Raw genomic sequence first — 12,506 nt, 5'->3', positions numbered from 1 at the left:
TTCGCTCCCGGTGTGTTTGTCAGCGGCGCGGTGGCACCGGGATCCGGTCGAGGTCGGCGGCCACCACGATCCGCCCGTCGAAGGCCGACGCCGCCTCGTCGTGGAAGCGGCGCGGGTCCGGATAGCGCTGCGAGAAGTGGGTCAGCACCAGGCACCGCACCCCGCACTCGGCGGCGACCCGGCCCGCCTGCGCGGCGGTGAGGTGCCGGTAGCGCTCGGCCAGCGCGGCGTCGGCCTCCAGGAACGTCGACTCGATCACCAGCATGTCCGCGCCGTCGGCCAGCTCGAACACCCCGTCGCAGAGCCGCGTGTCCATCACGAACGCGAACCGCTGACCGGCCCGGGCCTCGCTGACCTCCGCCAGCGCCACCGCCCGGTCGCCGACCCGCACCGAGCCCTCCCGCTGCAGCCGGCCGATGTCGGGGCCGCGCACGCCCAGCTCGGCCAGCCGCCCGGGCAGCATGCGACGGCCGTCGGGTTCCTCCAGCCGGTAGCCGAACGCCTCGATCCGGTGATCCAGCCGCACGGCCCGCAACGTCCCGAACCGGCCGCGCGCGACCTCCCCGTCCCGGGTGATCGGGTGCTCGTCGAGGCGCACCGAGTCGTCGTAGGCCGAGGCGTAGCGCAGGTGCTGGAAGAACTTCGCCCCCGACGCCGGGTAGTGCGCGTGCACCGCGCCGCGCACCCGGTCCGTCGACATCCGGTGGATCAGCCCGGGCACGCCCAGGCAGTGATCGCCGTGGAAGTGCGTCAAGCACAGGTGGTCGACGTCGTTGGCGCTGACCCCGGCGAAGGTCATCTGCCGCTGCGTGCCCTCGCCCGGGTCGAACAGCAGCCCGGTCCCGTCCCAGCGCAGCAGGTATCCGTTGTGGTTGCGGGTGCGGGTCGGAGCCTGGCTGGCCGTGCCGAGCACGACGAGTTCCCGGTTGGACACGCCGGTCACCCTATGCCGCCGATCCCTCCGGGCGGAGACGCCGTCACGCCTCGGGCCGGCCGGGTCGGGAGGATTTCACCTGGGATTCCTCCTGGTGTTCCCGCGCGGACTCCAGCGCTGCGGTCTCCTCCTGCGGATCGGGCCGCAGCAGGCTGCCGGGAACCGAATGCCCGGCCGCGCCCAGCTTGTTCATCTTCTTGGGCACCGGAGCGCCCTGGTAGTCCAGGTGCTCGGGGTGACCGCGCGAATCCACCGGGCCCAGGGGCTGGTGGATCTCGATGAACTCGCCGTGCGGCAACCGCCGGATGATGCCGGTCTCCACGCCGTGGTCCAGCACCTCCCGGTCGCTGCGCTGCAACCCCAGGCAGATCCGGTAGGTGATGTAGTAGGCCAGCGGCGGCAGCACCAGCACGCCGACGCGGCCGGCCCAGGTCATCATGTTCAGCGACAGCCCGAACACGAAGGCGACGATGTCGTTCATCCCGGAGATCAGCACCACGAGGAAGAACGCGATCGCCATGACCCCGAGCGAGGTGCGCACCGGGTTGTCGCGCGGCCGCTGCAGCAGGTTGTGGTGGGCGTCGTCGCCGCTGAGCTTGCGCTCCAGCATCGGGTAGGCCGCGGCGACGGTGAACACCAGGCCCAGCCCCAGGATCAGCGGGAAGAACGGGGCGCCGATGGTGAACGGGCCGAGGTAGAGCTCCCACGGCGGCCACAACCGGCCCATCCCGTCGGTCCACATCATGTACCAGTCGGGTTGGGACGCCGCGGACACCTGGGAGGCGACGTAGGGTCCGAAGTTCCAGATCGAGTTGATCTGGAAGATGCCGCTCATGATCGCCAGCACGCCGGTGACGATGAGGAAGAACCCGGTGGCCTTGACCGCGAACACCGGCATGATCCGCACCCCGACCACGTTGGACTCGGTGCGCTTGGGACCCGGGTACTGGGTGTGCTTCTGGTACCAGACGATCGCCAGGTGCGCGGCCACCAGCGCCAGGATGATGCCCGGCAGCAGGAACACGTGGAACAGGTAGAAGCGCGGGATGATCTCGGTGCCGGGGAACTCCCCGCCGAACAGCAACCACTGCAGCCAGGTACCGATGACGGGGATGGACAGCAGGATGCCGGAGGCGATGCGGAGGCCGGTGCCGGAGAGCAGGTCGTCGGGCAGCGAGTAGCCGATGAAGCCCTCGAACATGCCCAGCACGAACAGACCGATGCCGATGAGCCAGTTCGTCTCGCGCGGGCGTCGGAACGCTCCGGTGAAGAAGATCCGGAACATGTGCGCGGTGATCGCGGCCATGAAGATCAGCGCGGCCCAGTGGTGCAGCTGGCGCGCGAACAACCCGCCGCGGACCTCGAAGGAGATGTCGAGGGTGCTCTCGAACGCCCGCGACATCTCCACGCCGCGCAGGTTGGCGAACCGGCCGTCGTAGGCGACCTCGGCCATCGACGGGTCGAAGAAGTAGGCCAGGTAGGTGCCGGTGAGCAGCAGGACGATGAAGCTGTAGAGGGCGATCTCGCCGAGCAGGAAGCCCCAGTTGGTGGGGAAGACCTTGTTCAGCTGCCGCCGGATGCCGGGTGCAGCGCGGAACCGCTGGTCCAGCTCGTCGGCGCCGTGGGCCGCCGAACGGGACAGCCTGCTCTCGGGTTTCGTCGGCTGCGTCAGCTTGCTCATGTCGACTCCAGGCACGCCGGAATGCGCGACACCGCGCGACCAGACTAATGCCTCCGGCGCCGCTGAGCAGCTGATTTTTCCGGCGCCAGGGCCCTCAACAGGTGTTACTTGCCGTGGAAGAGGGTTTGGAAGAACGTCGTGAGCGAGCTGATCACGGTGGTCAGCGCGGCGATGACGGTGGTGAAGGCGTCGCGGACGGTCTGCGCCGCCGACACGGGGTCGCGGACCAGCAGCGAGCCGCAGACCAGCACCACGACGATCACGATCACGGTCACGGCTTTGCGGTTCATGGATCAGCCTCCGTCGGTCCGCCCGGCGCGCCGCAGGCACCCTACCTCGCGCACCCGCCCCAGCCGTCACGCGACGGGGTCATGCGTGTCGCCGCCCCGGGGGGGTCGGGTGCGCGGCGAGTCGAGTGGAGACCGCTCGTCGGCGCTGCGAAGCTGCAACCGTGCAGGACGAGATCACCGACGGCCGTTCGATCCGGCGCTGGCGCCGCAGGCTCGCCGACGAGCGCGAGGAGGCGCGGGTCTACCGCAGCCTGGCCGCTCGCCGCAGCGGCGAGGAGCGCGAGATCCTCCTCGGGCTCGCCGAGGCCGAGGAGCGCCACGCCCGCTACTGGGAGGAACTGCTCGGCGACGACATCGGCCCGCACCGCCGCGGCCAGTTCCACATGCGCATCCTGGTCGCCCTGGCGCGCCGCTTCGGCTCGGTGTTCGTGCTGGCCCTGGCCCAGCGCGCGGAGAGCCACTCGCCGTACCGCTACGACCAGGACGTCCCGGCCTCGATGGCCGCCGACGAGCGCATCCACGAGGAGGTGGTGCGCGCCCTGGCGGCCCGGGGCCGCGCCCGCGTGTCGGGCTCGTTCCGCGCGGCGGTCTTCGGCGCCAACGACGGCCTGGTCAGCAACCTCGCCCTCGTCCTGGGCGTCATCGGCGGCAGCCTCCCCACCGAGGCCGTCCTGCTCACCGGGTTGGCCGGCCTGCTGGCGGGTGCTCTGTCGATGGGTGCGGGCGAGTACATCTCGGTCCGCTCGCAGCGCGAGCTGCTGGCGGCGGCCGCCCCGGACCCGCGCGCCCGCGCGGTCGTCCCGGACCTCGACGTCGACGCCAACGAACTCGCCCTGGTCTACCGCGCCCGGGGCATGGACGAGGGCGAGGCCCAGCGCCGCGCCGACGCGTTGCTGCAGAAGCTCCAGCTGAAGCCCGAGGCCGCCTCCGAGACCACCCACGCGGGTGCCGGCGAGGCGTCCGCCGACACCTCCGGCGACCACGAGGTGGTGGGCACGGGCGCGAAGGCGGCGGTGTCGAGCTTCGTGTTCTTCGCCTCCGGCGCACTCGTCCCGGTCCTGCCGTTCGCGGTGGGGCTGAGCGGGGGCCCGGCGGTCGGGATCGCGATCGTCCTGGTCGGTCTCGCGCTGATGCTCACCGGCGCCACGGTCGGCGTCCTGTCCGGAGCCGCCCCGCTGCCGCGCGCCCTGCGCCAGCTCGCCATCGGCCTCGGCGCGGCAGGCGTCACCTACCTCCTCGGCCTCCTCTTCGGCGCCACGGTCGGCTGACCGAGGCGGGTCCGCGGGTCGGTGAGGGCCCGCGGACCCGCGCCTCGATCAGCGATCCAGCCGGGACATGCCGTCCGGGTGGTAGCGCTCGCCCTCGGCCGCGCCGGGCGGGAACCGGGCGGACAGCTCCGCGACCAGGTCCGGGGTGAGGGTGACGCTCGCGGCTTCGAGGTTGGCGCGGACGCGCTCGATGCGGCGGCTGCCCGGGATCGGCACGATGTCCTCGCCCTGGGCCAGCAGCCACGCCAGCGCCAGCTGCGCCGGGGTGATCCCGAGGGACTCGGCGTGCTCGCGCAGCGGCCGGGTCAGCTCGATGTTGCGCTGGAGGCTCTCCTCCTGGAAGCGCGGGTAGCGCTTCGCCCGCACCTCCAGGTTCTCCACGTCGGAGACGCTGGAGAACGCGCCCGTGAGCACCCCGCGGCCCAGCGGCGAGTACGCCACCAGGCTCACGCCCAGCTCGCGGGTCGTCGGCAGCAGGTCGTCCTCCGGTTCGCGGGTGAACAGCGAGTACTCCTGCTGGACCGCGGTGATCGGGTGCACCGCGTGCGCGCGGCGCAGGGTCGCCGCGCTGATCTCCGACAGCCCGACGTGGCGGATCTTGCCCTCGGCGACCAGCTCGCCCATCGCGCCCGCGGTGTCCTCGATGGGCGTGGTCTTGTCCAGCCGGTGCAGGTAGTAGAGGTCGATGTGATCGGTGCCCAGCCGCGTCAGGCTGGCCTCGACCGCCTTCCGGACGTAGTCGGGCTTGCCACCGCCGGTCTCCTTGTTGGCGCCGAACTTGGTGGCCAGCACGACCTCGTCGCGGCGGTGGGCCAGCAGTCCGCTGATGAGCTCCTCGTTGTGGCCGTCGCCGTAGACGTCGGCGGTGTCGAGGAAGTTCACGCCGAGGTCGAGCAGCTGCTCCAGCAGCCGCGCCGACTCGGCGTCGTCGGCGTTGCCGTAGACCCCGGACAGGCCCATCGCGCCGTAGCCGATGGCGCTGACCTCGGGACCGCTGCGGCCGAGCCGGCGGCGTGGGGGAGCGTCGGACACGAGATCGACTCCTCATTTCCGAGTGCGGATGTGGTTCACCGGACAGCCTAGACCCGGTCGTGAGCAATGCTCACGATCCGGGAGGTGGGCTCAGAGCTCGAAGTCCGCGCGGCGCTCGGCGGGCACCAGGTCGAGGTAGTCGGGGTGCTTGCCGATCCAGCCGCGCACGAACGGGCAGAACGGCAGCACCGCCAGGTCCCGGCCGCGCACCTCGTCCAGCGCGGCCCGAACGAGCTTGCCCGCCAGGCCCTGGCCGCTGAAGCCGTCGTCGATCTCGGTGTGGGTGAACGAGATCTGGCCGGGCTTGAGCTTGTACTCGGCGAACCCGGCGAGGGCGCCGTCCACGCGGATCTCGAAGCGGCTCGCGTCGGGGTTGTCCTTGACGTCGGGCTCGGTGCTCACGGCGTGCTCCCGTCGATAGATGACCTTTCAAGCAATATTGTGCACGCGCGTGGCCGATGGAGGAGGCTGAGGACGTGAGCAACGTCGAGAACCGACCGGACGAGCTGCGCTGCGGTGGCGTGGCCACCGCAGCGCCGGAACCAGAACTGCTGCAACCCCGGGAGGTCCCGCTCGGCGGACCTCGCGCGATGCTGGTGGGCCGGACCCTGCCCAACCGCGACCGCCGCATGGTCGGGGCCTGGTGCTTCACCGACTTCTACGGCCCGGCCGACATCACCGGCCAGGCCGGCATGCAGGTCCCGCCGCACCCGCACACCGGTCTGCAGACCGTCAGCTGGCTGCTCGACGGGCAGGTGCTGCACCGCGACAGCCTCGGCAACGTCCAGCTCATCGAACCGGGCCAGCTGAACCTGATGACCGCGGGGCACGGCATCTCGCACTCCGAGGAGTCCCCGGCCGACCACTCGGCGATCCTGCACGGCGTCCAGCTGTGGGTCGCGCTGCCCGCCGATCAGCGCGGCGTCGACCCGCACTTCGAGCACCACGGCGACCTGCCGGTGATCACCACCCCGGAGGGCACCGCGACGGTGCTGATGGGCTCGCTGCTCGGCGGCACGTCCCCGGCCAAGTCCTACACGCCGCTGGTCGGCGCGGAACTGCTCATCAACCCGGGGCGGACGATGCGCATCCCGGTGGAGACCGGGTTCGAGCACGCGGTGCTGGCGCTGTCGGACATCACCGTCAACGGGCGCGAGGTCACCACCGGCGACATGCTCTACGTCGGCACGGGCTGCGACGACGTGACGATCGGTTCGGCCGGCGAGGGGCGGGCGATGCTGCTCGGCGGCGTGCCGTTCGAGGAGGAGATCGTCATGTGGTGGAACTTCGTCGGCCGCACCCACGACGAGGTCGCCGGAGCTCGCGCCGAGTGGGAGCGGGGACGCGAGAAGTCCGACGGCCGCGGGCGTTTCGGCGTCGTGCACGGGTACCACTCGCCGGCGCTGCCCGCCCCGGCCCTGCCGAACGCGGCGTTGCGGGCTCGCGGGCGCACCCGCAACCCGTCCTGAACCACCGGCTCGTGGCCGGGGCGAGGCGGGCAGCGTAAAGTTGCCGAACGAAACTGTTCTAGTGAAAGGAGCACTTTTATGAGCAAGGGTCTGGAGATCCGCCTCGCGTCCCGGCCGCAGGGTCTGCCGACGATGGACAACTTCGACTTCGTCGAGGTGGAGGCTCCGCAGCCGGGCGAGGGCGAACTGCTGGTCCGCAACCTGGTCATGAGCGTCGACCCCTACATGCGGGGCCGGATGAACGAGGGCAAGTCCTACGTCCCGCCCTTCGAGCTCGGCGAGGCCCTGCAGGGCGGCGCCGTCGGCGAGGTCGTGAGCAGCAACGTCGAGGGCTACCAGACCGGCGACCTCGTGCTGCACATGTTCGGCTGGCGCGACTACGCCGTCGTGCCCGCCAAGCACGCCACCAAGGTCGACGCCGGCATCGCCTCCCCGAGCGCCTACCTCTACGTGCTCGGCATGCCCGGCATGACCGCCTACGCGGGCCTGGTCGACGTCGCCGAGCAGAAGGAGGGCGACGTCGTGTTCGTCTCCGGCGCGGCGGGCGCCGTCGGCTCGCTGGTCGGCCAGATCGCCAAGCTGCGCGGTGCCAAGAAGGTCATCGGCTCCGCCGGTTCCCCGGAGAAGGTCAAGTACCTGCTCGACGAGGTCGGCTTCGACGCCGCCTTCGACTACCACGACGGTCCGGTCCGCGAGCAGCTCGCCGAGGCCGCTCCGGAGGGCATCGACGTCTACTTCGACAACGTCGGCGGGGAGCACCTGGAAGCCGCGATCTCCGCGTTCAACGACTTCGGACGCGCCGCCGAGTGCGGCATGATCTCGCAGTACAACAACGAGACCCCGCAGCCCGGCCCGCGAAACCTGATGATGATCGTGCAGAAGCGCCTCAAGATCCAGGGCTTCATCGTCGGCGATCACGCCCACATCAAGGACCAGTTCTTCTCCGAGGTCGGGGCCTGGCTGGCCGAGGGCAAGATCAGCTACCGGGAGACCGTCGTCGAGGGCCTGGGCAACGCCCCCGACGCCTTCCTGGGCCTGATGCGCGGCGACAACACCGGCAAGATGCTGGTCAAGATCGCCTGAGCTACCGCCCCTGGGCGGGGTGGTCGTGCAGCCACTCCGCCCAGGTGGTGCGGCCGTGCCGGTCGTTCGGGCACGTCCAGTCGGAAGCGATGCGCCGCAGGCGCTTCGGCGCCGGGACGCCGATGATGCGCGGCCGCACCCCGCGCATCCGGCGCCACGTCGCCATCGCCTCGTCGAGCGTCAGCACCTCCGGCCCGCCGAAGTCGGCTCGGCGCCCCGCCGGTCCTTCGGCCACGCAGGTGGCCAAGTGATCGGCGAAGTCCCGGTCGTCGACCGGCTGCGTCGGCAGCGACCCCGGCAGCGGCAGGAGCGGGAACCGCGCGGCGTGACCGAACATCCGGTCCAGCAGCCAGTGGAACTGGGTCGCCCGCGCGATCGACCACGGCACGTCGGAGACGCTGACCAGCTCCTCCGCGGTGTGCTTGAGCCGCAGGTACGGCAGCGCCGGGCGGTCCACGCCGACGATCGAGACGTGCACGAAGTGCTCCACCCGCGCCGTCGCGGCGGCCTCCAGCAGCCGCGAGGTGCCGTCGACGTCGACCTCCGGCGGGCTGCGCCACAGGTCGACCGGGTGCGGGAACCCGCGCTGCGCCGCCGGTGAGGAGGTCGCGGCGTGGACCACGGTCCGGGCCCCGTCCACGAGCTCGTCCACACCGGATCCGGTCGCCAGATCCCCCGCCACCCACTGGATTTCGGGATCCGTGCCCGGGTGGCGGGTCAGCACCCGCACCCGGTGCGTCGGCTTGAGCAGCCGCACCAGCTGGCGCCCCAGGTGGCCGGTGCCACCGGTGATCGCGACCGTGTCCATGCCGGCACCTCCCGGGATCGACGATCCCACCCGTGCGCGGCTCCCGCGAGCGGCGTCAGCGCCCCAGCAGCGGGTCGGTCAGGCCCTGCACCACGTCGCCGACCAGCGGCAGCAGGGCCGGCTGCGGCTCGCTCGTCTCGCCGGGCTGCGTCTCGCCGGGCTGGGTCGTCTCGCTGGGTTGGGTCGTCTGGGCGGGTTCCGAGGTCTGCGTCGGCTCGGAAGTCTGCGTCGGTGCCGAGGTCTGAGCGGGCTCCGACGTGGGAGCGGGCTCGGAGGTCTGCGTCGGCTCGCCGGCCTCGCCGGTCGAGGTCGGCGCCGAACGGCGCGTGGTCTCCTCGCTGGTCGACGTGCCCGCGGCGGGTTCGGGCGCGGCCTGCGCCGGAGTGGTCGGCGCGGGCGGTGCGACCGGGGGAGCGGCCGGGCCGGGAGCGGGATCGACGAGCTGCGGCAGGTACTGCCGCGTTGGCGCTCCGGCGTGCGCGCGCACCGCGTTGGCGGGCTCGGGCATCGAGGCTTCCTCGGCGCGGGTCTGCGAGTAGTGCGCGCTGGTGGCGGCGATGACCGCCAGCACCGCCGCGGTCGTGTAACCGAGAACCGGTGCGGTGTAGCGCCACGCGGCGCCACGGCGATGACGCCCGCGCCCGGCCCGCGCCAACGACGACCTGCCCACTGCAACTCACCCCACTGTCGAATGATCCATTCCGACCACAGACCTTCACCCGAACGTGTGAAGGCGGGTCGAACCCTACGTCACCGCGGGGGACTCCCGCCAGCACCCCGAAACCGGGGGAGGAGCGTCCGTTCCGAGCGCGGTCGGGAGGTGTTCGGGCCGCTAGGTTGATCGGCGAGTGCGAACGAGAGGTGAGACGTGAAGCTGCTCGACGACGCCCGTGACGTGCTGCCCGCCGATCACGACGCGGCCACGCTGGTCGGCCGCCTGCACGACCCGGACGAGGGCGGCCCGGCCGTGGTCGCCGTGCGCGGCGACGAGGTGGTCGACCTCAGCGGCGCCGCCCCGACCCTGACCGACCTGCTCGAACACCCCGAGCCCGTCGAGCTCGCCCGCACCGCCGCCCCGCGCAAGAGCTGGCCGCTGCGGGCCGTGCTGGCCGCGACGCTCGACGGAGGTCCGGGGCCGAGACTGCTCGCGCCCGCGGACCTGCAGGTCCTCAAGGCGGCCGGCGTCACCTTCGTGAAGAGCATGCTCGAACGCGTCATCGAGGAGCGCGCCGCCGGTGACGTGACCCGCTCGGCGGAGATCCGCCGGCAGGTCGAGACCGCCATCGGCGGTGCCCTCGCGGCCGTGCGCCCCGGCTCGGACGAGGCCCGCGCGGTCAAGGACGTGCTGGTGCGCGACGGGCTGTGGTCGCAGTACCTGGAAGTCGGGCTCGGCCCCGACCCGGAGATCTTCACCAAGGCGCCGCTGCTGTCGGCGGTGGGCGCGGGCGCGGAGATCGGCATCGCCGAGGGCTCGGACTGGAACAACCCCGAACCCGAGGTCGCCCTGGCCGTGCGCTCCGACGGCCGGATCGTGGCCGCCGCGCTCGGCAACGACGTCAACCTGCGCGACGTCGAAGGGCGCAGCGCCCTGCTGCTGCCCAAGGCCAAGGACAACAACGCCTCGGCCTCGCTGGGCCCGTTCCTGCGGCTGTTCGACGACGGGTTCGGTCTCGACGACGTCCGCGACCTCGACGTGCGCCTGGAGGTCCGGGGGCAGGACGGCTTCGTCCTCGACGGGCTGAGCTCGATGCGCGAGATCAGCCGGGATCCCGAGGAGCTGGCCGCGGCCGCGCTCGGCGCGCACCACCAGTACCCGGACGGGCTGATCCTCTACACCGGAACCCTGTTCGCTCCCACCGAGGACCGCGGCGCGCCCGGCAAGGGCTTCACCCACCACGTCGGTGACGTCGTGCGGATCTCCACGCCGAAGCTCGGCACGCTCGCCAACCGGGTCAACCGCAGCGAGCAGTGCCCGCGGTGGACCTTCGGCGTGCGCTCCCTGCTCGCCAACCTCGTCCACCGCGGACTGCTCTAGGCCGTTTGTGGGGTGGGGAAGTTTTCATGAAAACTTCCCCACCCCAGAAGTGACCACCTCGCCCCCGAGGCGGTCACGCGCTCAGTCGCCCAGACGGGCGCTCCGCTTCACCTGCGCCACGATCTCCTTGAGACCGCGCCGGGTGCTCATCGACCCGGTGCCCTCCAGCGCGTCGGTGAACATGACGAAACCCAGAACCAGAACCAACAGCATTGCCACGACGACGACGAACACTTTGTCCTCCCCTATCTGCCTGCGGTATCGAGCTCCCGCAATCCCTCGTTACTAGGGGGACGCGCATCACCCGCGAGCGTGGCGCGACTTCACCCGAATGTGTCTCACATCACCTCCGGTGGTCGCGTCATGTCGCCGGGAAACCGGTGCATAGGATCTGCCGCAGCGGCCGAACGGACCGCCGAGCAGCCCCGCGACGAGGACTAACCTGGAGCCATGGCGACCACCCCGCCCGCGCCGAGGACGCGACCCAATCCGGCGCAATGGGTCTGGTACGCCTTCGGAGGCAAGCTGCCGGACCGGTGCGCCGAGTGGGTGCTGCACGACGTCACCTGCCGCACGTGGGTGCTGCGCCACATCGCCCGCGCGCTGACCCAGCTCGCCCCGTTCTGCGCCGTGCTCATGCTGGTGCCCGGTCCGCTGTCGATCCGGCTGAGCTCGCTGACCCTCGGCGTGCTGGTCGGGCTGTTCTACTCGCTGTGCTACATGGGCGAGACCGGCGAGCACCGCGCCATCAAGCACGGGTTCCCACCGGGCGTCGCCCGGGACACCCGCGCCATGCGCCGCGACCTCGACCGCGCCAACAAGCACGGCGTCGGCTACCGCCCCTGGTGGGAGTGAGCCCGGCACACCGGCGGGTGATCCGGCCGGGCGAATTCCCGGAACCGGCCCCGAACCCGTCGTCCCACGCAGCGGCCCCGCACGCCCGCCGTCGATCACCGTGCGTGTCCGGTCGGTGATTGCGGGTGTTCACCGCCGGGCCTACGTTCGTTCCCATCCGCTGAGATCCGGCGGGGGTCCGAGCGAGCAAGGGGTTTCGCCGATGCCCGACATCGTTCGCGCAGCGCTGGTGCAGGCCAAGTGGACCGGGGACACCGCCAGCATGGTCGACGCGCACGAGCAGCACGCCCGAGCCGCCGCCGCACAGGGCGCGCGCATCATCGGGTTCCAGGAGGTGTTCAACGCGCCTTACTTCTGCCAGGTCCAGGAGGACCAGCACCACCGGTGGGCCGAAGCGGTGCCGGACGGCCCGACGGTGCAGCGCATGTGCGCGCTGGCCCGGGAGCTGTCGATGGTCATCGTCGTGCCGGTCTTCGAGATCGACGGCCCCGGCTTCCACTACAACACCGCCGCCGTGATCGACGCCGACGGCAGCTACCTCGGCAAGTACCGCAAGCACCACCTGCCGCACCTGCCCGGATTCTGGGAGAAGTACTACTTCCGCCCCGGCAACCTCGGCTGGCCCGTCTTCGACACCGCCGCGGGCCGCGTCGGCGTCTACATCTGCTACGACCGGCACTTCCCGGAGGGCTGGCGCGCGCTCGGCCTCGCGGGCGCACAAATCGTGTACAACCCCTCGGCCACCAGCCGCGGTCTGTCGTCCTACCTGTGGAAGCTCGAACAACCGGCCGCCGCGGTCGCCAACGAGTACTTCATCGCCGCCATCAACCGCGTCGGCGTCGAGGAGTACGGCGACAACGACTTCTACGGCACCAGCTACTTCGTCGACCCCTACGGGCGGTTCGTGGGCGAACCCGCGAGCGACACCGACGAGGAACTGCTGGTCCGCGACCTCGACCTGGGGATCATCGACGAGGTCCGCCGCACGTGGGCCTTCTACCGCGACCGCCGCCCTGATGCCTACGAGCCGCTGACCCGGCCCTGAAGGAGA

At 71.4% G+C, this 12,506-nt stretch carries 14 protein-coding genes; 6 read left to right on the top strand and 8 right to left on the bottom strand.

The features are described from left to right. Positions 1-19: 19 nt before the first annotated feature. From QFW96_RS05390 to QFW96_RS05380, 3 genes are all read right to left on the bottom strand, one after another. Complete coding sequence (locus QFW96_RS05390) at positions 20-934, bottom strand: ribonuclease Z (RefSeq protein ID WP_281454402.1); 915 nt, start codon at positions 932-934, stop codon at positions 20-22. A gap of 43 nt (positions 935-977) precedes the next feature. Further along, entirely contained in the window at positions 978-2,615 is a 1,638-nt protein-coding gene (gene qcrB, locus QFW96_RS05385; RefSeq protein WP_281454401.1) for a cytochrome bc1 complex cytochrome b subunit, read from the bottom strand. A gap of 104 nt (positions 2,616-2,719) precedes the next feature. Continuing rightward, positions 2,720-2,905 (bottom strand): hypothetical protein, encoded by a 186-nt coding sequence (locus QFW96_RS05380; protein WP_281454400.1) that lies wholly within the window; start codon positions 2,903-2,905, stop codon positions 2,720-2,722. Between the two features lie 161 nt (positions 2,906-3,066). On the opposite strand from QFW96_RS05380, the gene QFW96_RS05375 reads away from it, so the two are divergent. Next, positions 3,067-4,173, top strand: a complete 1,107-nt coding sequence (locus tag QFW96_RS05375) for a VIT1/CCC1 transporter family protein (protein WP_281454399.1) — start codon at positions 3,067-3,069, stop codon at positions 4,171-4,173. A gap of 48 nt (positions 4,174-4,221) precedes the next feature. On the opposite strand, the gene QFW96_RS05370 is transcribed toward QFW96_RS05375, so the two are convergent. After that, a complete protein-coding gene (locus tag QFW96_RS05370; protein WP_281454398.1) occupies positions 4,222-5,205 on the bottom strand; it encodes an aldo/keto reductase in 984 nt (327 codons plus the stop codon). A gap of 90 nt (positions 5,206-5,295) precedes the next feature. After that, positions 5,296-5,607, bottom strand: a complete 312-nt coding sequence (locus QFW96_RS05365; protein ID WP_281454397.1) for a GNAT family N-acetyltransferase — start codon at positions 5,605-5,607, stop codon at positions 5,296-5,298. Between the two features lie 74 nt (positions 5,608-5,681). Here QFW96_RS05365 and QFW96_RS05360 point away from each other — a divergent pair, with 74 nt between their 5' ends. Next, complete coding sequence (locus tag QFW96_RS05360) at positions 5,682-6,674, top strand: pirin family protein (protein ID WP_281454396.1); 993 nt, start codon at positions 5,682-5,684, stop codon at positions 6,672-6,674. Between the two features lie 78 nt (positions 6,675-6,752). Then, positions 6,753-7,757 carry an NADP-dependent oxidoreductase gene (locus QFW96_RS05355; RefSeq protein ID WP_281454395.1) on the top strand — a complete coding sequence of 335 codons (1,005 nt, stop codon included), beginning with the start codon at positions 6,753-6,755 and terminating at the stop codon, positions 7,755-7,757. A gap of 1 nt (position 7,758) precedes the next feature. Here the strand turns inward: QFW96_RS05355 and QFW96_RS05350 are convergent, their stop codons facing one another. After that, complete coding sequence (locus QFW96_RS05350; RefSeq protein WP_281454394.1) at positions 7,759-8,565, bottom strand: SDR family oxidoreductase; 807 nt, start codon at positions 8,563-8,565, stop codon at positions 7,759-7,761. Positions 8,566-8,620: 55 nt separating this feature from the next. After that, positions 8,621-9,235 carry a hypothetical protein gene (locus QFW96_RS05345; protein ID WP_281454393.1) on the bottom strand — a complete coding sequence of 205 codons (615 nt, stop codon included), beginning with the start codon at positions 9,233-9,235 and terminating at the stop codon, positions 8,621-8,623. A 198-nt stretch (positions 9,236-9,433) separates the two neighbouring features. Between QFW96_RS05345 and QFW96_RS05340 the strand changes: the two genes are divergently transcribed. Beyond that, positions 9,434-10,600, top strand: a complete 1,167-nt coding sequence (locus tag QFW96_RS05340; RefSeq protein WP_281454392.1) for a fumarylacetoacetate hydrolase family protein — start codon at positions 9,434-9,436, stop codon at positions 10,598-10,600. 81 nt (positions 10,601-10,681) lie between these two features. Here QFW96_RS05340 and QFW96_RS05335 read toward each other — a convergent pair whose 3' ends face one another. Next, a complete protein-coding gene (locus QFW96_RS05335) occupies positions 10,682-10,834 on the bottom strand; it encodes a hypothetical protein (RefSeq protein WP_281454391.1) in 153 nt (50 codons plus the stop codon). Between the two features lie 216 nt (positions 10,835-11,050). Between QFW96_RS05335 and QFW96_RS05330 the strand changes: the two genes are divergently transcribed. Next, the gene (locus tag QFW96_RS05330; RefSeq protein WP_281454390.1) at positions 11,051-11,455 is read left to right on the top strand and encodes a DUF5313 family protein; all 405 of its coding nucleotides are present in this window, start codon (positions 11,051-11,053) and stop codon (positions 11,453-11,455) included. A 202-nt stretch (positions 11,456-11,657) separates the two neighbouring features. Beyond that, a complete protein-coding gene (locus QFW96_RS05325) occupies positions 11,658-12,500 on the top strand; it encodes a nitrilase-related carbon-nitrogen hydrolase (protein ID WP_281454389.1) in 843 nt (280 codons plus the stop codon). The last annotated feature ends 6 nt before the right edge of the window (positions 12,501-12,506 follow it).

Source organism: Saccharopolyspora ipomoeae, from assembly GCF_029952525.1.
GTDB classification, from domain to species: Bacteria; Actinomycetota; Actinomycetes; order Mycobacteriales; family Pseudonocardiaceae; genus Saccharopolyspora; species Saccharopolyspora ipomoeae.
This window is presented reverse-complemented; position numbering and strand designations above follow the sequence as displayed.